This window comes from Cognatundibacterium aquatile (assembly GCF_014699135.1).
GTDB lineage: Bacteria > Pseudomonadota > Gammaproteobacteria > Burkholderiales > Burkholderiaceae_D > Undibacterium > Undibacterium aquatile.
In genome coordinates, this window is the sequence record NZ_JACOFT010000002.1 from 650,429 (window position 1) to 669,558 (window position 19,130).

The 19,130-nt window shown below is 51.8% G+C and carries 17 protein-coding genes; 9 read left to right on the plus strand and 8 right to left on the minus strand.

Annotated features, from left to right (window positions below):
• Window positions 1–86: 86 nt before the first annotated feature.
• From thrC to H8K26_RS07315, 6 genes are all read right to left on the minus strand, one after another.
• Window positions 87–1,547 (minus strand): threonine synthase, encoded by a 1,461-nt coding sequence (thrC, locus tag H8K26_RS07290; RefSeq protein ID WP_190478426.1) that lies wholly within the window; start codon window positions 1,545–1,547, stop codon window positions 87–89.
• Window positions 1,548–1,731: 184 nt separating this feature from the next.
• The gene (gene fdhD / locus H8K26_RS07295) at window positions 1,732–2,619 is read right to left on the minus strand and encodes a formate dehydrogenase accessory sulfurtransferase FdhD (RefSeq protein ID WP_223826884.1); all 888 of its coding nucleotides are present in this window, start codon (window positions 2,617–2,619) and stop codon (window positions 1,732–1,734) included.
• On the minus strand, window positions 2,601–2,894 hold the full coding sequence (locus H8K26_RS07300; RefSeq protein WP_190478428.1) for a hypothetical protein: 294 nt from the start codon (window positions 2,892–2,894) through the stop codon (window positions 2,601–2,603). Before H8K26_RS07300 ends, fdhD begins: the two co-directional genes overlap by 19 nt.
• Window positions 2,887–5,193 (minus strand): FdhF/YdeP family oxidoreductase, encoded by a 2,307-nt coding sequence (locus H8K26_RS07305; protein ID WP_190478430.1) that lies wholly within the window; start codon window positions 5,191–5,193, stop codon window positions 2,887–2,889. The genes H8K26_RS07300 and H8K26_RS07305 overlap by 8 nt, the downstream gene beginning before the upstream one ends.
• A 21-nt stretch (window positions 5,194–5,214) precedes the next feature.
• Entirely contained in the window at window positions 5,215–6,858 is a 1,644-nt protein-coding gene (locus H8K26_RS07310; protein ID WP_190478432.1) for an OFA family MFS transporter, read from the minus strand.
• A gap of 261 nt (window positions 6,859–7,119) precedes the next feature.
• Window positions 7,120–7,692: a helix-turn-helix domain-containing protein gene (locus tag H8K26_RS07315; RefSeq protein ID WP_186883585.1), complete on the minus strand. Its 573-nt coding sequence runs from the start codon at window positions 7,690–7,692 to the stop codon at window positions 7,120–7,122.
• A gap of 160 nt (window positions 7,693–7,852) precedes the next feature.
• Between H8K26_RS07315 and kbl the strand changes: the two genes are divergently transcribed.
• Genes kbl through H8K26_RS07330 form a run of 3 tightly spaced genes read left to right on the plus strand, consistent with a single transcriptional unit; the run spans window position 7,853 to window position 11,449 of the window.
• On the plus strand, window positions 7,853–9,058 hold the full coding sequence (kbl, locus tag H8K26_RS07320) for a glycine C-acetyltransferase (protein WP_190478434.1): 1,206 nt from the start codon (window positions 7,853–7,855) through the stop codon (window positions 9,056–9,058).
• A 9-nt stretch (window positions 9,059–9,067) separates the two neighbouring features.
• Window positions 9,068–10,039, plus strand: coding sequence for an NAD-dependent epimerase/dehydratase family protein (locus tag H8K26_RS07325; protein WP_190478436.1), 972 nt, complete (start codon window positions 9,068–9,070; stop codon window positions 10,037–10,039).
• 27 nt (window positions 10,040–10,066) lie between these two features.
• Window positions 10,067–11,449, plus strand: a complete 1,383-nt coding sequence (locus H8K26_RS07330) for an L-serine ammonia-lyase (protein WP_190478438.1) — start codon at window positions 10,067–10,069, stop codon at window positions 11,447–11,449.
• Between the two features lie 50 nt (window positions 11,450–11,499).
• Here the strand turns inward: H8K26_RS07330 and H8K26_RS07335 are convergent, their stop codons facing one another.
• A complete protein-coding gene (locus H8K26_RS07335; RefSeq protein WP_190478440.1) occupies window positions 11,500–13,686 on the minus strand; it encodes a prolyl oligopeptidase family protein in 2,187 nt (728 codons plus the stop codon).
• 189 nt (window positions 13,687–13,875) lie between these two features.
• Between H8K26_RS07335 and H8K26_RS07340 the strand changes: the two genes are divergently transcribed.
• Window positions 13,876–14,190 (plus strand): hypothetical protein, encoded by a 315-nt coding sequence (locus H8K26_RS07340; RefSeq protein WP_186883590.1) that lies wholly within the window; start codon window positions 13,876–13,878, stop codon window positions 14,188–14,190.
• 200 nt (window positions 14,191–14,390) lie between these two features.
• Complete coding sequence (locus H8K26_RS07345) at window positions 14,391–14,636, plus strand: hypothetical protein (protein WP_186883591.1); 246 nt, start codon at window positions 14,391–14,393, stop codon at window positions 14,634–14,636.
• Window positions 14,637–14,743: 107 nt separating this feature from the next.
• On the opposite strand, the gene H8K26_RS07350 is transcribed toward H8K26_RS07345, so the two are convergent.
• A complete protein-coding gene (locus H8K26_RS07350; protein ID WP_186883592.1) occupies window positions 14,744–15,190 on the minus strand; it encodes an Lrp/AsnC family transcriptional regulator in 447 nt (148 codons plus the stop codon).
• Window positions 15,191–15,334: 144 nt separating this feature from the next.
• Between H8K26_RS07350 and H8K26_RS07355 the strand changes: the two genes are divergently transcribed.
• The 4 genes from H8K26_RS07355 (at window position 15,335) to iscR (ending at window position 19,123) form a co-directional block, all read left to right on the plus strand.
• Entirely contained in the window at window positions 15,335–16,426 is a 1,092-nt protein-coding gene (locus tag H8K26_RS07355) for a saccharopine dehydrogenase family protein (RefSeq protein ID WP_186883593.1), read from the plus strand.
• A 99-nt stretch (window positions 16,427–16,525) separates the two neighbouring features.
• A complete protein-coding gene (amaB, locus tag H8K26_RS07360; protein ID WP_190478442.1) occupies window positions 16,526–18,037 on the plus strand; it encodes an L-piperidine-6-carboxylate dehydrogenase in 1,512 nt (503 codons plus the stop codon).
• A gap of 237 nt (window positions 18,038–18,274) precedes the next feature.
• On the plus strand, window positions 18,275–18,475 hold the full coding sequence (locus tag H8K26_RS07365) for a VF530 family protein (protein WP_190478444.1): 201 nt from the start codon (window positions 18,275–18,277) through the stop codon (window positions 18,473–18,475).
• Window positions 18,476–18,640: 165 nt separating this feature from the next.
• Entirely contained in the window at window positions 18,641–19,123 is a 483-nt protein-coding gene (gene iscR, locus H8K26_RS07370; protein WP_186883596.1) for a Fe-S cluster assembly transcriptional regulator IscR, read from the plus strand.
• Window positions 19,124–19,130 lie beyond the last annotated feature (7 nt).

A 19,130-nucleotide genomic window follows, 5' to 3' on the forward strand; every position in this document is an offset into this window, starting at 1 on the left:
AAATGCGCCTTAGCAGGCAAAAACCTGTGGCAAGGCGCATCAATAAACAGGTAATCAGCAGAAGTTACAAACCAATTAGAAACCAATTACAAACCGGTATTGGCAGCGATAAACGCTTTCATTTTGTCGACATCGGCTGTCATCACTTCAAAGCGCTGCGGCAGCGCTTCAATGTTTTCAAAACCGGCTGGACGTTCCGCATCGCGCCCCAGCGCTTCACGGATGGTTTCATTGAATTTCGCTGGCAAGGCAGTTTCCAGCACGATCATAGGCACGCCTTTTTCTATATGCTCCAGCGCGACCTTGATACCATCGGCGGTATGCGTATCGATCGTAATGCCATAGTTTTTTTCAACCTGACGTATGGTATTCAAGCGATCTGCATGTACCGATTTGCCTGATTGAAAACCGAAGCGGGCCACCTTTTTGAATTCGTCACCGTCGCTACCAGGCTGGCCGGACAAATCAAAACCGCCTGCCGTTTCTACTTTGCCAAACAAGGCTTTTACCCGGTCTGCATCGCCATCAAGCAAATCGTAAATGAAACGTTCAAAGTTTGAGGCTTTGGAAATGTCCATCGACGGGCTGGTGGTATGCCAGGTTTCAGCCGATTTACGTACGCGATACACGCCGGTGCGGAAAAACTCATCAAGCACATCATTTTCATTGGTTGCCACGACCAGCTTATCAATAGGCAAACCCATCATGCGTGCGATGTGTCCGGCACAGATATTGCCGAAATTACCCGAAGGCACAGTGAACGACACCTTTTGCGTATTGCTGGTCGTCGCACTCAGGTAGCCACGGAAGTAGTACACCACTTGCGCGACCACACGTGCCCAGTTAATCGAATTGACTGTGCCGATTTTCTGGCGTTCTTTATACGCCAGATCATTGGAAACTGCCTTCACCATATCCTGACAATCATCAAACACGCCTTCGACCGCGATATTAAAAATATTCGGGTCTTGCAGGCTGAACATTTGTGCGGTCTGGAACGCGCTCATTTTTTTATGCGGCGACAGCATGAAAACGCGTATGCCTTTTTTGCCACGCATTGCATATTCAGCTGCGCTGCCGGTATCGCCGGAAGTGGCACCAAAAATATTCAGCTCTGCCTGTTTTTTTGCCAGCGCATATTCAAACAGATTGCCGAGCAATTGCATCGCCATATCTTTAAACGCCAGCGTCGGGCCATTCGACAAGGCTTGCAGGATCAGCTTGCGGCCATCTTTATCTTCGAGCACGCGCAAGGGTGTGATCTGCGCTGCGTCTTCACCCTGACGCGCATTGCGATAGACATCGGCGGTATACGTTTTTTCAACAATCGCTTTCAGGTCGTCTGCCGGAATATCTGTCGCAAATTTTTTCAACACTTCAAACGCCAGACCGGCGTATGACAAACCGCGCCAGGCATCCAGTTCAGCACCGCTGACCTGTGGATAGCTGGTGGGCAAATACAATCCGCCATCCGGCGCCAGACCACCTAAGAGAATTTCTGAGAAATTTTGTGCGGCGGCATGTCCGCGGGTTGAAGCGTATTGCATAAGATGGCTGAAGTATATTAAGAGGTTAGATGAATTTTCCATCTATTATATCGCCCTTACCCCCTCAAAACCCAGGCAAAACGAATGAAAGTAAGTCTGGCGTTGTTACGGTGCGGCAGTCAGCAACACGAATCAGACGATGAGCTGTCGTAACAGCTAAGCACAGTTTTACAATGCAACAGCCTCATGCACTTCCAGCTTGCAGGCGTTGCGGATGAGTGTACACAACAAAGCCATGTTCGCGGACAAAACCGATCAGACAGATACCGGCTGATTCCGCCATGCTGATGGCTAAGCTGGTCGGGGCAGAAATCGTCGCCAGTATGCTGATGCCCGCACGCGCCGATTTCTGCAGCAACTCGTAACTGGCACGGCTGCTCATGATCGCGAAACCGGCTGCCAATGCGTTTCCCGCGACAGAATCACGAATATCGGTAACATCACTGCGCTCACAACGCAATGCCCCAATCAGTTTATCCAGCGCATTGTGACGGCCGACATCTTCCCGCACGCAAAGGATGTTGCCGTCCAGATCAGCCCATGCGGCCGCATGCATAGAGCCTGTAGCCGCATTGAGCACCTGCTTGCTGCTGAGTTGCCCAAACGCTTTGGCCAGTGCTGCTTTACTCACACGATGGTCAGCATTCAGACGCGGCGTGGCAAGATCCAATGACTGCAAACTTTCAAGACCGCACAAGCCACAACCGGTTTTACCCGACAGGCTACGACGTTTATTTTTGAGTCTAACAAAACATTCAGAGGCGATCTGTATCTGCAGTTCAATGCCGAGTATCGCGGTATTGCTGACCACCACAATATCGTAAATCTGCGAAGGCTGATCGACGATACGCTCTGCCAGACTGAAGCCGATTGCAAAATCCTCCAGATCCAGCGGCGTCGCCATCATTACCGCATGTGAAATGCCATTAAAGACCAGCGCAACCGGCACTTCCTCAGCAATACTGTCGCTGGTTTGCAAGAACCATCCATCGGCAAACTTATGTTGATCCACAGTCATTTCACGACTGCCGCGCGCAAATATATCCGGCGAATTCAGCGTTTCTGTTGCCATTTTTCCTGTTGCCATTGATCACGACCTTTTTGTGTCAGGCTCAACAAGGTTCTGTCGCCATCCAGATGTAGCTGCACCCAACCGGGACCGGGGTTGCCAGCGATAATGTCCTCCCCCAGATAAGCGACGCAACGCAGCAAGCTGCTCAGGCGCACGTGCAAACGCTTGGTAAGACGCAGGACGGGAACGGGGGCGCTGCTCAATGCCAATTCATCCAGTAAAACATCAGCCAAGGTTGACGATGCCGGATTCATCAATACCGCTTCATTATTCATGACCAGCCTGATGTGGATGCAAGATCACAGGTATCGATTTCGACGTCGGCGTGCGGGCGTAATCTGCAAAACTCGAAAGTGGAACAAGCCCGTTCGTTTCAGGGAAATAAGCCGCCAGACAACCGCGCGGGATATTGTATTCAACCAGCATAAACCGCTTTACCTGACGCCGGATGCCATCGTCAGACAGGCTTTCGATATCCACCCAGTCACCCGCCTGCATGCCGATGGCAGCAATATCTTCCGCATGAATAAATAAAACACGACGCTCGCCGAACACGCCGCGATAGCGATCATTCAAACCATAAATGGTCGTGTTGTACTGATCGTGAGAGCGCATCGTTGCGAGGTTAAATACCGGCGAATCACGCTGTTCACGCGCCTGATGAATTGGCAGATCAGTCGGTACCGGATGCGCATAGAAATTGGCTTTCGCCGATGTGGTCAGCCATTCCCGCTCGCCGGCAGAATTACGCAAATGAAAGCCGCCCGGCACTTTGACGCGCGTATTAAAGTCGGCAAACTCATCAAATACCAGCGCGATTTTGTCGCGGATGCGGTCGTAATCGGCCACCAGCCCCATCCAATCGGTGTTACTTTTTTCACCTAAAGTTGCCATCGCCAGCCGCGCCACGATCATGGGTTCCGATAGTAAATCAGCCGATGCCGGTGGATTGATGCCTGAAGATAAATGCACCATGCTCATCGAATCTTCCACCGTCACCGCTTGCGGCCCGCTGGCCTGAATGTCAATTTCAGTGCGCCCGAGACAAGGCAAAATCAATGCCTCGCGACCACAAACCAGATGACTGCGATTGAGCTTGGTTGTGACATGCACGGTCAGCGCGCAGTTTTGCAAAGCGCGATGGGTCAATGGTGTATCCGGCGTCGCCGTGGCAAAGTTACCGCCCATGGCAAAGAACACTTTATCCGGATTGTCGAGCATCGCCTGAATTGCGCTGACAGTGTCGTAACCATCTTCCAGCGGCGGAGCGAAATCAAACGCTTTACCAAGACGTTCAAGAAAAGCCCGCTTCGGTCTTTCATTGATGCCCATCGTGCGATCACCCTGCACATTGCTGTGCCCCCGTACAGGACATGGGCCGGCACCCGGCCTGCCGATATTGCCGCGCAACAGCAGCAGATTCAATATCATCTGTATCGTCGCCACCGAATGCTTATGCTGCGTGATTCCCATTCCCCAGCACGCGATCACCTTGCCTGCCGCCATGTAACTGTCAGCAGCACGTTGTATCTGCGCGCGATCCAGCCCGGATTCGTTAATGATTACATCCCAGGACTCGGCCAGCACATCCGCCGCAAAAACTTCAAAATTCGCCGTATGCTCTGCAATAAATGCAACATCGATCACACGCGGTTGAGCATTGGCCTGCGCGACGATATCAGCCTCCAGCACACACTTAATCATGCCTTTAACGGCGGCGAGATCGCCACCAATGTTGAGCTGAAAATAATCCGAGGAAATTGCCGTCACTTTGCCGCCCAGCATCTCAGACATATCTTGCGGATTCTGAAATTTTTCCAGACCACGTTCACGCAAAGGATTGAATGACATGATCGCGGCACCACGCTTTGCTGCTGCGCGTAACTCACCAAGCATACGCGGATGATTCGTACCTGGATTCTGTCCAAAAATCAGAATGGCATCCGCTTTCTGAAAATCAGCTAACAACACCGTACCCTTGCCAGTTCCGATGGCCTCACGCATCGCATATCCGGAGGGTTCGTGACACATGTTTGAACAATCAGGAAAATTATTTGTACCGAATTCACGCACAAACAGCTGATACAAAAATGCGGCTTCATTACTGGTACGACCAGAGGTATAAAAAATGGCATCGTCTGGCGTCGGCAGAGCACGCAAATGCATGGCAATTAATTCAAACGCGGTATCCCACGACACCGGCAGATACTTATCGCTAACCCTGTCATAAGCCAGTGGATGTGTCAGGCGCCCCTGCGCTTCCAGCCAGTGATCCGTTTTTTCAGCAAGCTGGGTCACGGTGTAGTCAGCAAACAAATCCGGTGTGGCTCGTCGCGCGGTTGACTCCGCAGCAACCGCCTTAGCGCCGTTTTCACAAAATTCAAAGGTTGATGTGTGATCAGCATCCGGCCAGGCGCAGCCGGGACAATCAAATCCATCAGGCTGATTCGCGGATAACAGCGTGCGTGCGCCCTTGGCAGGATTTCCTTGCTCAAGAATTTGTTGCGCCACGCTTTTCAGAGCGCCCCAGCCACCGGCAGGCTGGGTATAGACTTGTATGACCTTTTTATCCATCAGAACCTCTGTGACTATCCGTTACTTAAACAGCACAATGGCTTTCTGAAAGGTGATCCAGATTCCTGCCAACATAGGAATGCCGACCGCCGCCCATCCGGCAATCAGCAAGACAGGATGGCTGGATACGCTGGCAACCGGAGCAACGCCGTTGTCAGTAACGGTAACGCTGCGATCATGTGCGAGCTTACGTTCCAATGCCAGCTCTTCATCGCTCATGAAATTCTCCGGCTCCACGGGGTTTATCATTGAATTGCAGACAAAACCAAGCACCAACAATCCGGCGAGGATATACATCGTGACGTCGTAAGCATGTGCTTTTGGCACGCCCTGCGCGATCTGGTATTCGCGGATATACGTAATCAGCAAAGGCCCCAGCACACCAGCCGTTGCCCATGCAGTCAGCAAGCGGCCATGAATTGCCCCCACCATTTGCGAGCCAAACATATCTGCCAGATATGCAGGTACCGTGGCAAATCCGCCGCCGTACATCGATAAAATTATGCAGAACGCCAGCACGAACAGCGCCATGCTGCCAGCCTTACCTGCACTGGGGATGGACGCATACAAAACGAACCCGAGAACAAAGAAAATGAAATAAGTTGCCTTGCGCCCCAGGTAATCGGAACACGAAGCCCAGAAAAACCGCCCACCGATATTGAATAAAGACAGCAAACCGGTAAAGCCTGCCGCAATGGTTGCGATCTGCGTTTTTTGTGCCGCGGTCAGATCATTGAAAGCAACGTCAACGCCAATCAACTTACCGCCAAACACCTCCTGCAATAATGGCGATGCCATACCCAGAATGCCAATCCCCGCAGAAACATTGAGGCACAGCACACTCCATATCAGCCAGAATTGTGGCGTCTTCCACGCTTTTTCCAGATGAACATGGCGACTGGTAATCATGACATTGCTGATCTGGGTCGCCGCTGGCGCCCAGCCTGCAGGTGCCCAACCGGAAGCTGGTACGCGATAAGCAAAAGCACCGGCAAGCATAAAGACAAAGTAAATCGCCGCCATCGTCAGGAAGGTTTCCCATACACCGACGGACACCGGCGTCGCATAGAAACGCATCAGCCAGTCGGCCAGCGGAGCCCCCACCATCGCGCCGCCACCAAAACCCATAATCGCCATGCCCGTTGCCATACCGCGACGATCAGGAAACCATTTAATCAAAGTAGAGACCGGCGAAATGTAGCCAAGACCCAGCCCGATACCGCCGATCACACCGGCACCCAGCCACATCAGCCACATTTGATGGATATAAATACCAAAAGCAGAAATGACCAGCCCACCACACCAGCAGAGCGCAGACACAATGCCTGCCTTGCGTGGCCCGGCATGCTCGAGCCACTTACCGAATAAAGCGGCCGAACTGCCGAGAAACACAAAAAACAAGGTGTACATCCACGCCAGAGTAGAAATACGCCAGTCGCAATCGCTGGCGAACAACTCAGCCAGCAAACTCATATCCTGTGGGCAGGCGACCGGATTCTTAATCCCGATAGCACGCGACAAAGGCAACCAGAACACCGAAAAGCCATACGCCATACCTATGCACAAATGTATCGCTAGTGCGGCCGGCGGCACCAACCAGCGGTTAAAACCCTCGCCTGCGATCGTGCGCTCTTTAGCAAACCACCCCGGTTGCGTTTGCGACATACAACACTCCTGTTTAAAAATGCTTTTTCAACAATATGGCCTGAGCTTATCAAAGTAAGCGCTTTGATCCAGATCAATATTGCATTTTGTTACTAAAATTTAATTTTTTGACCACCTGCGCTACCGCTCTGATTAGGAAAATTTCTGATCAGGCAATTTACAAAGCGCCCGTTATCAATGTCCGCAAACCAGCGGTAAATCGGCAGTGCAACGCGGCGCTCTTGCTGTAACACTCTCAACAATAGCTGGCAAGGTGCTGCATCAACGATGTATCACCACCATCAACGCTTTTGCTTCAGTCTTACCAGTGTTTCTGATGGCGTGACTTTTGTCGGCTTCGTAACGCGCCGTGGCACCGACTTTAACTTTCTTGCGTGTGTTGTCCACTTCAATTTCGACACTGCCCTGCAGCACCGTCAGATGTTCAGTCGTGCCGGGATCATGCGGATTCGATACCAAGGCCCCGCCGGGAGCCAGCATTAACTCGTACCATTCATACTTACCGGCCAGATCCATAGGGCCAAGAATCCGTAAAACATAGCCAGCGTGTTCACCGGAGAGTGTCGGTGTTTCGTGTGACTCCAGCAAACGGATCACATCCTGCTGCGGCACTTCCGACGACAACAGCTCAGCCATCGTCACGCCCAGTGCATTTGCCAGTCGCCACGCAACGGCAATGGTGGGATTCGCTTTTTCACGTTCAATTTGAGATAGCATCGATTTGGAAACCCCCGCGGTACGCGACAAATCTTCCAGCGTCAGGCCGCGGTCGAGACGCAATTTCTGCAAGGTTGCGCCAACTTCTGGCGGCGTATTTGATAAAACTTTTTTCATAAAGGCTCTTGCATCATTAAAAATTAATGCTTAATATTCGATATATCGAATTTATGTTCCAGATATTGAATTTTTTAATTTATTCTAAACAAGTTAAAAAATTTCCTTTTTCCAGTCTAACAGCAGAAACCCGTCAGCCGCAGCAATTACCGAGACTATCATGAGCCAGACTACATCCAGACAACACTTCATCAGCAATTTAGCGGGAAATCTGAGCAATTTACGCGAGCAAGGTTTGTACAAATCAGAACGCGTGATTGCGTCGCGTCAGGGTGCGGTTGTCACTTGCGACGATGGTCGCCAGTTAATTAACCTGTGCGCAAATAACTATCTGGGTCTATCTGGCGACGAAGCGATGGTGCAGGCATCCATTGCTGCAACAGAACAATTTGGCTATGGCTTGTCATCGGTACGTTTCATCTGCGGCACGCAAACGGTACACAAGCAGCTGGAAAAAGCGATCGCAGAATTTCTCGGTACCGAAGATTGCATTTTGTATGCTGCCGCATTCGACGCTAACGGCGGTGTGTTTGAACCCCTGTTTGATGAAAATGACGCCATCATTTCCGACGCACTGAATCACGCATCGATTATCGACGGCATCCGTTTATGCAAGGCGGCACGTTATCGCTATGCACATAACGACATGGCTGATCTGGAAACGCAACTGCAAGCTGCTGCAGATAAACGCCATCGTATCATCGTCACTGACGGTGTATTTTCGATGGACGGTACGATTGCCCAGCTCGATAAAATCTGCGCACTGGCGGATAAATATGATGCACTGGTGATGATAGACGAGTGCCATGCCTCCGGTTTCATGGGTAAGACTGGTCGCGGTACGCATGAGCATCACAATGTGATCGGGCGCATCGACATCATCACCGGCACGCTGGGCAAAGCATTGGGCGGTGCGATGGGTGGCTTTACAGCGGGACGCAAAGAAGTGATCAACACCCTGCGTCAGAAATCACGCCCTTACCTGTTCTCGAATACGCTTGCGCCCTCAATCGCCGGTGCCTCTTTATCGGTATTGCAACGTCTGTCTTCTTCAACAGAACTACGGGATCGTCTGCATGCGAATACCGAGCACTTCCGCCGTGAGATCGTCTCGCTTGGATTCACGATTAAACCGGGTACGCACCCTGTCGTTCCGGTCATGCTGTTCGATGCGCCAGTTGCACAAAAATTTGCCGCACGCTTGTATGAGCTCGGCGTGTTTGTCACCGGCTTTTTCTATCCGGTAGTACCGATGGGACAAGCGCGGGTTCGCGTCCAGCTGTCTGCCGCACACACAACAGAACAACTCAACACTGCACTGGCTGCTTTTGCACAAGCTGGCCGCGAACTGGGTCTGATTAAATAAGGAATCAACATGGAAAAAATATTAGTCATTGGCGCGAACGGTCAGATCGGCAGTGAGCTGGTTGAAGCGCTCGCACTGCAGCATGGCGCAGACAACGTGGTGGCGGCCGATATCAGCCCCGCCAGCCTGTACGGCGCAAAAATTTATGAAATTATCGACGTACTGAATGCGGCTCGCATCAGCGAAGTGATAGAACAGTACAACATCACGCAGGTTTATCAGCTGGCAGCACTGTTATCGGCAACCGGCGAAAAAGCGCCGCTGAAAGCCTGGGAACTGAACATGGACGGTTTGCTGAATATTCTGGAAATCGCCCGCATCCGTGGTGAAGCCGGAAAGCCACTGAAAGTGTTCTGGCCTTCCTCCATCGCAGCGTTTGGCCCGAACACACCGCCGGTCAACACACCACAATATACTGTCATGGACCCAAGCACGATCTACGGCATCAGCAAACTCGCCGGTGAACGTCTGTGCGAATATTATTTTGAAAAATATGGCGTTGATGTTCGCAGCATTCGCTATCCCGGCATCATCAGTTACAAGTCTCCACCAGGCGGCGGCACTACTGATTATGCGATTGCGATTTTCCATTCAGCATTGCGTGGCGAATCCTATGAGTGTTTTCTGGAATCAGAAACCAAGCTGCCGATGATCTATATGCCAGATGCGATCCGCGCCACGATTTCGCTGATGGATGCAGACCCGACCAAACTTTCTGTACGTTCCTCCTATAATGTCGCAGGTTTAAGTTTCAATCCGCGTGAATTGGCCGCTGCAATCAAACAAAATTTGCCTGCATTTGAAATACACTACGCCCCAGACAGCAGACAAGCAATTGCCGCTTCCTGGCCACAAAGTCTGGACGACGGTCAGGCACAGAAGGACTGGAAATGGCAGGCGAACATCGGCCTCGATGCGTTGGTCGCTGACATGCTGAAAAATATCACCGTAGCAGCCAAAGGATTAGACAAGGCTGCATAAATAAAATTTGAGACTGGAGTGGCGACGATGGACATGCGTGTATTTGATTTATTTAAAATTGGCGTCGGCCCCTCCAGCTCTCATACCGTTGGCCCCATGCTGGCAGGCCGGCGTTTTTTACTGGAAACACCCGATCTTCATCTGGCAACAAAAGTGCAGGTTGCGCTGTATGGTTCACTCGCCCTGACCGGTGTCGGTCACGCCACCGACAAAGCGGTACTGCTTGGCCTGATGGGAGAAACTCCGCAAGATGTTGCGCCAGAAAGTGTCGAACAAAAGCTTGCTATTCTGAAGCAGACCCTACAGCTGAATTTACTCGGACAGCACAGCGTTGCGTTTGATCCGCAAACCGATCTGCGCTGGTTCAAACAGGAAGTCTTACCCGGCCATCCGAATGGTCTCAAATTTTTCCTCACGCGCAGCGACGGCAGTATTTCTGAAAAAACTTATTACTCTACCGGCGGCGGTTTTATTTACTCTGAAGAGGAATTAACAGCCACTCCCACAGAGAGTAAGAACACTACGAAACCAGTGCCATTCCCATTCAATACCATGACAGATTTACTCGCTCATGGCCAACGCACCGGCTTGTCGATCACGACGATGTTACGCGCGAACGAAAACTGTCACTGTAGTGACGAAGAGTTGAATGCGGGTATCGATAACATCTGGGCGGTGATGAAAGCCTGTATCGCCCGTGGTTTGCAAATGAGCGGTGAATTGCCTGGCGGCTTGCAGGTACAGAGGCGCGCTGCGAATCTATGGCGTGCGGCGAATTCCAGCGCAGATGTGTTGCCACACGATGGCTTGCATCGCGTCAGTTTGTACGCGATGGCCGTCAATGAAGAAAATGCGGCTGGTGGCCGTGTTGTGACGGCTCCGACCAATGGTGCCGCCGGCATTATTCCTGCGGTGTTGCGCTATTACGCGGAAGACTGTAAGCCATCTAACCCTGAGCAAGGCATCCGTAACTTTTTGCTTGCAGCGTCCGCGATTGGGATGTTGTGCAAAAAAAATGCCTCCATTTCCGGCGCTGAGATAGGTTGTCAGGGCGAGGTCGGCGTCGCCTGCGCGATGGCCGCCGCCGGTCTGACCGCTGCACTCGGCGGTACTAATGCACAGATCGAGGCTGCGGCTGAAATCGGCATAGAACATCATCTGGGTATGACCTGCGACCCTATCGGCGGGCTGGTACAGATTCCCTGCATAGAACGCAACGGCATGGGTGCCGTCAAAGCCATCACCGCCGCATCACTGGCGTTGCGCGGTGACGGTCAGCACAAAGTGACTTTAGATGATGCGATAGAAACGATGCGCCAGACTGGTGCTGACATGCAGGCAAAATACAAAGAAACCTCATTAGGTGGCCTCGCCATTCACGTTGTGACTGTGAACTATGCGGCTTGCTGACAAGGTATAAGCTGCGCCCACAATCGGATCGCGAAGTTTTCGCTATCCGATTATTTACTACCGATCAAAGAGAACTTCTTAACTCCGGCCTGCCATAACAGAAAAGCCCACGCATCAGCGCGCTCAGACTGTGCTGACTGTGCAATCTGCATTTCAGCATCAGACCTCTTTGCTGACGTTCGCAGTAAAACTGGGCGATTTTTATTGGCACTCAGTATTTGCACGCCAGCGGCTAATTTGGCAGACATCCACAGCGGAGCACTAGTCTCAGTGGCATCAGCCGATATCAGCATCGCAGGGTAAGCCACGCCAGAACGCAATTCATCAAACGCGAATGCCGTCTCTACTGCAGTCGTGCGATTTTTTTTCGGCGTGATTTTTTCATCGGCGGTGGGCAAAGCCTCACTACGCACGTTATGCACGTGCACCGCCGCGAACAAATCCGGGCGACGCAATGTCGCTTTAATCACAGCATCCTTGCCGGAGTCCAACTCCTCTGCAGCGAGTTTTCCGGGTGATGTATAAGCCTCCTTGATCAGATACTCTGCCGCCAGAATCACCTTCGCACTTTGGTCGTTTTTATTGTCCGCTGCAGTGTATTTCGCCAGTCTGGCGGCTTTTCTATCAACATCATTTGTTGCAGAACGCATTTGTGCAATTGCTACAATCCCTCCCTGCTCCAGCCACGCCATCCGGCTCGCATCAAACCCGGGAACAAAGAGCGGCGGTGTCATATAGTCGGTCACCAATAACGCAGGATGGCTGCCATCCATTTCCAGGCCTGCGTGATAAATCAGGGTTAAAGGAATACGCTCACCATTGGCGGCGGCCAAATAGAAAGTTTTACTCAGAATACCCGCCGTTTGCACCGAGGCTGCAACTGCGGGTGAAGCTGAAACAAGTTTCCCATCTTTGCCGAGACTGAATCTGGCTGGCGCAACACTGGCAGATTCCAGCACGAAAGTAAGCACACCGGAAGCGGGCTCCAGAGACAACTCACTCAAGCGCCCTTGCAAGGGCAAAGCGATAGCACTGATGTTCCCGCCATCCGCATCAGCTTTCAGCAATTGACTCACGCCCGCTTCGCTTACATGCCAATACACCGCGTCTTTTACTGCGAATAATTCATGCAAGATCGCGGCCCCCTCTTTCACCAATGGCTTTGCCTGATTCAGCTTCAGCGTTTTTAAATCGATTTTTAACAGGCTGCCATTGGTCGTTTTCTTACGCGATAGCAGATAGATTGCGTCACCGGCGAACGCCATACTTTCGATTTTATCCGCAGGTGCGGCAAATAATTTCCACGACGTGCCGATACCGGTCACTTCACTTTGTTTTGCGTAAAAATAGCTTTTTGCTTTGCCGTTCGCGTGCGTCACTTCAACGAATACCAGCGCCGCGTCCGGTACGATTCTCATGCGCACAGTGTCGTCAGACGACAAACGGGCAGGTTTTGCCATACCAGCACCGACGACCACTTTATCAATGCGCACCGGCTCGCCGATGATGTGCTGCGCAATTTCAGTTTTTCTCTGCTGAATTCCATTGCTATGGCGATCAGCAGAGCGGGTATAAAAAACTGCCTTGCTATCCGCTTTCCAGAACGCATTATTTTCAGCATCATCAGCCAGTGTAATGCGATCATCCAATAGCCGCCCCTCACTGATATGGACGATGCTGAGATGCAATTCTGTACGACCATTGTTATTAGTTTGTGTCAGTACGCCCAGTTTGCTCATGTCGGGCGCGGGTAACAGGCGCTGTATCTGCTCATTATCTGCGGTCAGAAACAAGACCCGCTCAGCGCCAACTGCCTTGCTCTGAATAATGACGCGTCTGTGCTGATCCGCACCCGCCTGCACATAAATCCTGCTGTCGGCGTTTTCTATATCTTCAATCGCAGCAGCTTTCCCGGTAACGGGAACAGTCGGCACTTCAGACAACATCTGTCCGCGCAGGCGTGCCAGCAAGGCGTCGCGCCCTTCCAGCCTTGCCATCACACTATCCGTTAGTGCATTTTGTCGTTGCAGCCAATACTTTATCTGCACATGTTCCGTTTGTTCAAACAGGCGAAAAGGGGCTGCCGCTTCACTGCTGGCATTGTCTCTGGCCGTCTGAACCGCCTGCACCACCGCTGGCGGCATCGCAGGATACGCTCCCCATGTCTGTGCTTGCGCCATTCCAGGCAGGAATGCACTCAATACCAACCACAGACAAGCACTTCTGAATTCAGGCATATCGCCTCCAGTAAAACGTCATTCCTAATCCCGGTTCACAAAATCGCAGTCAGGCCATCGCATTTCAGTCGTTGTTTTTTTAGCTTTAACCCTGACTTTCTGCATTTCATCGCATCTCGCTGGCGATATGTTGGGGCGTTATTTACAGTACAACCATCGCAACACCAATCAAACAACCGGAGAGCAACCATGAAATCACTGACTACATCCCAATTAAGCATCTTCAGCATCGCTGGATTTGCCGCAGCCATCGCACTGACAACAGCATTCCAGCAAACAGCCATCAGCGACCCACTGATTCCTGTCGTTACAATAACAGCCCAGAGAATGACGGAGCAACAGAAGATCGCTTTCGACCTTGCGCAATCCGCATCCACTGTACACACCGTGGAAATTACAGGAAAACGCCTGACAGCCGAAGAAAAACTGGCATTTGACCGCCAGGATCAAAGTATCCAGCAAGCCAGAACAAAATTGCATAAAAAGCCAGCATTGCTGGTATAAGTAAGCAACTATACTGACGATCTGAAAAAAATTTACACTAAATTGTTTGGCAAGTCACAACACTTACCTTATAGTTGCATGTACTTCCGTTTGCAGCATTCACATATCAGCAGGTAATCATGTTAAAAAAACCGCTACTCCTGAGTTTGCTTTCAGCCACTATGCTGGCTGGTACTGTCTTTTGCAGCAACGTGTTGGCCATGACATCCATGACAATTCCGCAGAATCCGCAAGACAGAAACACCGTTGACGTCGCTCAGGAATCTGCCTCTGCCAGCGCAAGCGCGCAAGTTCAGACACAGCTTGATCGTGGTGGCGTTGATCGCGCATCGGTACATTTGCAAATCCTGCAGCAGTCGAACACCCATTTTTCAGACAATAACGTCGCGAAAAAAACCGGTGCTTACGATAAAAAAGCGCAGATTAAAGCGTCCAGCAATTCCTGAACAAGCCCTGATTTCGTAAGATACTCCCCTATGCCATCGCGCCGGACTCAAGTAACGGCGCTGACTCTTTAAGCATACTCACCGGGAGTATGCCATCTCCAGCAGTATCATAAAGCGGCGCGGTCAATTCTTTTACTCAGGATGACTGAAGTCGAAGTCTGCCGCACCCCATCCATCGCACCGATCTGATCGAGCAAACGATCCAGTGTTTCTGTCGTATCGCAGCGCAAAGTCAGCATGTAGTCGATCGCTCCGCTAACCGCGCACAAGGTTTCGGTTTCCGGTAATTGCTGCAAATGACGGATCAGCGATGGCGCGCATTTAGCCTCGACCGACATCCCCACATATGCTCTGACTGCGGGCTGGCGCATCGTATGGCTGAGCCTGACGCCGTAGCCTTCGATAATGCCGCGCTTTTCCAATGCCGCAATTCTGGCGATCACGGTCGTGCGCGCAATCGCCACCTGCCGAGCAATCGTCGTCACCGGCGTGCGTGCATCATCCATCAGCAAGGCCAGTATTTTCTGATCAATATCATCGAGCGCAGGTTTCATATCGTCATTTTGTTTTTAAAAATGGTCATATTGAATTATTTAACTACATTTTGACGATATTTTACCTACTATTATCTGACAAAATTTACATCTACACTTGCTCCAGCACCTTTTTACAACGTCAATCAGGTTTTGGAGAACATCATGACAAGCAAACTCATCCTGCTCGGCGCAGGTAAAATCGGCGACGCAATTCTGAACCTGTTATCCCACACCGGCGACTACGAAATCACGGTGGCAGACCGCGACCCACAACGGCTGAAGTATGTAGAACAGGCAGCATTTCCACACACCCGTATCGTGCAGGCCGATCTGAGCGACAAAGCTGCGGTGACGGAACTGATACGCGGTCATCAGGTAACGCTGTCCGCTTGCCCCTATTTTCTGACTCCCATTATTGCCGGTGCTGCGCGCGAGGCAAATTCGCACTATTTCGATCTGACCGAAGATGTGGAAAGCACACGTATCGTCAAACAACTCGCCGAGGGAGCGCATTCTGCATTTGTGCCGCAATGTGGCCTGGCGCCGGGCTTTATCTCTATCGTTGCCAACGATGTCGCTCAGCGTTTCGACACCTTGCGTGATGTCAGCATGCGCGTCGGCGCCCTGCCGACATTTCCGAACAATGCGCTCAAATACAATCTGACCTGGAGCACTGACGGTCTGATCAACGAATACTGCAATCCTTGTGAAGCGATCGTCGATGGCCAACTACGTGAAACCGCGGCGCTCGAAGAAATCGAACACTTTTCACTCGACGGCATAGACTACGAAGCCTTTAACACTTCCGGCGGCCTCGGCACACTCTGCGAAAGTCTGGAGGGCAAGGTACAAAATCTGAATTACAAAACCGTGCGCTATCCAGGGCACCGTGATATCGTCAAAATGCTGATCCGCGATCTGGAACTCGGCAAAATCGAACGCCGCCCCATCCTGAAAGATGTACTGGAAACGTCCATTCCTATGACCAAGCAAGACGTGGTGCTGGTATTTGTCAGCGTGGTCGGTATGCGCGCTGGCCGGCTGGAACAAGAATCGTATGCGAAAAAAATCTATGCTCAGAATGTGAATGGTCAGTTGCTGTCTGCCATACAATTAACGACCGCTTCCGGCATCTGCGCGATGGTGGATCTGGTGGTCAGCGGCAAGCTGCCACAACGTGGACTGGTGCGGCAAGAGCAAACGAAGTTATCTGATTTCCTCAGTAACCGTTTTGGTCAGTATTACGCTGTCTGATATCCGGCAGGCTGACGTTCTGCTGCGACGTCATTATTTTTAACCGAAGCGGGTCATCCACAAGAAGACCCACTTCCACCCAAATGAGCAATCACGATCATGGATAACGCGACACTTCACACCTTACTCAATAGCATGGGAGTTGATCTCCGCCATTATCAGGGAACCGAACTGCACAGCATTTCCCCTGTCGATGGCACGCTGCTCGCCAGTCTGGCTGCCGACTCCGCTGGACAAATAGATGCCCGCATCGGCCGTGCACAAGCTGCATTTCAGCAATGGCGACAAGTGCCGGCACCACGCCGCGGCGAGCTGGTGCGCCTGTTTGGTGACGAGTTACGCACACACAAAGAAGCGCTGGGCAAAATCGTCACGCTCGAAGCTGGCAAAATTCTGCAGGAAGGTCTGGGCGAAGTGCAGGAAATGATCGACATCTGCGATTTCGCTGTCGGGCTTTCGCGCCAGTTATATGGTCTGACCATCGCATCCGAACGTCCGGGACACAGGATGATGGAACAATGGCTACCACTGGGCGTGGTCGGCGTGATTTCAGCGTTTAACTTCCCGGTCGCGGTCTGGGCATGGAATGCCACGCTGGCCTTTGTTTGCGGCGACAGCGTGATCTGGAAGCCATCAGAAAAAACGCCGCTGACCGCAATCGCTACCCACGCTTTATTTATGAAAGCCGTGGCCAGATTTGGCAGCGATGCACCCGAAGGTTTAGCCGAATTGATTATCGGCGGTCGTGATGCCGGTGCCAGCATGGTCGCCGATCCACGCATCGAACTCGTCAGCGCTACCGGCAGCACACGCATGGGAAAACAGGTCGCCGCCGTATGCTCGCAGCGACTCGCACGCAGCATACTGGAACTCGGCGGCAACAATGCGATGATCGTTGCGCCCAGCGCCGATCTGGAAATGGCAGTCCGTGCGATTACTTTCTCAGCGGTGGGTACAGCCGGACAACGCTGCACCACCCTGCGCCGCCTGTTCGTGCATGACAGCATCTACGACACACTGGTGCCACGCCTGCAGAAAATCTACGCTGACCTGCCTGTCGGCTCGCCACTGGAAAAAACCACGTTGGTCGGCCCTTTGATTGACCAGGCTGCATTTGAAGCAATGCAAAGTGCGCTGGCAATCGCCGTGGGCGAGCATGGCAAGGTTTACGGCGGCGAACGTATTACTATGTCCGGCTGCGAAGCCGGCTATTACGTACGCCCTGCCTTGGTTGAAATGCCAGCACAAACGACAGCCATGCATCACGAAACCTTCGCCCCTATTCTGTACATCGTGCGCTATCACGATCTGGCACAGGCGATCGAATGGAATAACGCGGTTCCGCAAGGTTTATCCTCTGCGATTTTCACCACCGACATGCGTGAAGCGGAAACCTTCGTCTCGGCAACTGGCAGTGATTGCGGTATCGCGAATGTGAATATCGGCCCGTCGGGTGCGGAAATCGGCGGGGCTTTTGGCGGCGAAAAAGATACCGGCGGCGGTCGTGAATCTGGTTCTGATGCGTGGAAAGCCTATATGCGCCGCACGACCAATACCTTTAATTACAGCAACTCGCTGCCGCTGGCGCAGGGAATCAGCTTCGATATCTGAATCAGGGTTTGCCTCCAGCCTTCAGCCTCGGCTATGTTGCCGGGGCTTTTTTTCAGGATGAGACAGACCAGATTGAGAGTGCCGAATACGCCGCCCAGTCCAACGCAGATGCTTAAAAGCCTTTGCAATCAGCAAAATATACTGGGGTGAGTATATTTAAAAGCCCAGACTTTACGCGGACATTCGCCGTAAAATCACACATACTCCCCCTTATTGGCATAAATATTGGCATATATCATGGAAAAACGCAGCCTCGACGGCATTACCCTAGAGCAAATTCTTCACCATCTGGTCGATCAGTATGGCTGGGAAGTATTAGGGCAAAAAATCCCGGTGCGCTGCTTCATTTTCGATCCGAGTGTAAAATCGAGCCTGAAATTTTTACGCAAAACGCCGTGGGCACGCGAAAAAGTCGAACAGCTATTTCTGCAATCCTGATCTGCGCTGACATTTGCGCCAAGCCGTGACAAACGCTGCACCTTCCCCGCCATCGCAAAAAAAGCCCTTGCCTGACAGAATTACTCAAGTTTGCTATACTTGATCAAAATGCTCAACAACTCAGGGCATTCAGGAATTTCTGTCTCAGGCACCAGGAGCTAGCGTATGCGCCTCACTACTAAAGGACGTTTTGCCGTTACGGCAATGATTGATCTGGCATTGCGTCAGGACAAGGGTCCTGTCACGCTCGCCGGCATCAGCCAACGTCAGGACATTTCCCTGTCCTATCTCGAACAGCTGTTTGGCAAACTGCGCCGACATGAAATCGTCGAATCGGTGCGCGGCCCCGGCGGCGGCTACAATCTTGCCCGCAAAGCACAACAGGTCACGGTGGCAGACATTATTATTGCCGTTGATGAGCCGCTCGATGCCACACAATGCGGCGGTAAAGGCAGTTGTCACGGCAGCGATCATGAAAATGGTCTGCACTGTATGACGCATGATTTATGGGCGACGCTGAACGCTAAAATGGTCGATTATCTTGACTCAGTTTCCCTGCAGGATCTGGTCAATCAGCAAAAACAGAAAATCTCGGAAAACCAGGTCGTTGTCGTGCGTCAGCCGCATGCCAATCACACTGCTACTTGAATATTTG

Coding starts and splice junctions, on each gene's coding strand:
- H8K26_RS07335 (WP_190478440.1), bottom strand. CDS start 13,686: ATGCCTGAATTCAGAAGTGCTTGTCTGTGGTTGGTATTGAGTGCATTC.
- amaB (WP_190478442.1), top strand. CDS start 16,526: ATGGATAACGCGACACTTCACACCTTACTCAATAGCATGGGAGTTGAT.
- H8K26_RS07300 (WP_190478428.1), bottom strand. CDS start 2,894: ATGAATAATGAAGCGGTATTGATGAATCCGGCATCGTCAACCTTGGCT.
- H8K26_RS07325 (WP_190478436.1), top strand. CDS start 9,068: ATGGAAAAAATATTAGTCATTGGCGCGAACGGTCAGATCGGCAGTGAG.
- H8K26_RS07340 (WP_186883590.1), top strand. CDS start 13,876: ATGAAATCACTGACTACATCCCAATTAAGCATCTTCAGCATCGCTGGA.
- H8K26_RS07355 (WP_186883593.1), top strand. CDS start 15,335: ATGACAAGCAAACTCATCCTGCTCGGCGCAGGTAAAATCGGCGACGCA.
- H8K26_RS07365 (WP_190478444.1), top strand. CDS start 18,275: ATGGAAAAACGCAGCCTCGACGGCATTACCCTAGAGCAAATTCTTCAC.
- H8K26_RS07330 (WP_190478438.1), top strand. CDS start 10,067: ATGGACATGCGTGTATTTGATTTATTTAAAATTGGCGTCGGCCCCTCC.
- H8K26_RS07310 (WP_190478432.1), bottom strand. CDS start 6,858: ATGTCGCAAACGCAACCGGGGTGGTTTGCTAAAGAGCGCACGATCGCA.
- H8K26_RS07315 (WP_186883585.1), bottom strand. CDS start 7,692: ATGAAAAAAGTTTTATCAAATACGCCGCCAGAAGTTGGCGCAACCTTG.
- fdhD (WP_223826884.1), bottom strand. CDS start 2,619: ATGGCAACAGAAACGCTGAATTCGCCGGATATATTTGCGCGCGGCAGT.
- iscR (WP_186883596.1), top strand. CDS start 18,641: ATGCGCCTCACTACTAAAGGACGTTTTGCCGTTACGGCAATGATTGAT.
- H8K26_RS07350 (WP_186883592.1), bottom strand. CDS start 15,190: ATGAAACCTGCGCTCGATGATATTGATCAGAAAATACTGGCCTTGCTG.
- H8K26_RS07305 (WP_190478430.1), bottom strand. CDS start 5,193: ATGGATAAAAAGGTCATACAAGTCTATACCCAGCCTGCCGGTGGCTGG.
- kbl (WP_190478434.1), top strand. CDS start 7,853: ATGAGCCAGACTACATCCAGACAACACTTCATCAGCAATTTAGCGGGA.
- thrC (WP_190478426.1), bottom strand. CDS start 1,547: ATGCAATACGCTTCAACCCGCGGACATGCCGCCGCACAAAATTTCTCA.
- H8K26_RS07345 (WP_186883591.1), top strand. CDS start 14,391: ATGACATCCATGACAATTCCGCAGAATCCGCAAGACAGAAACACCGTT.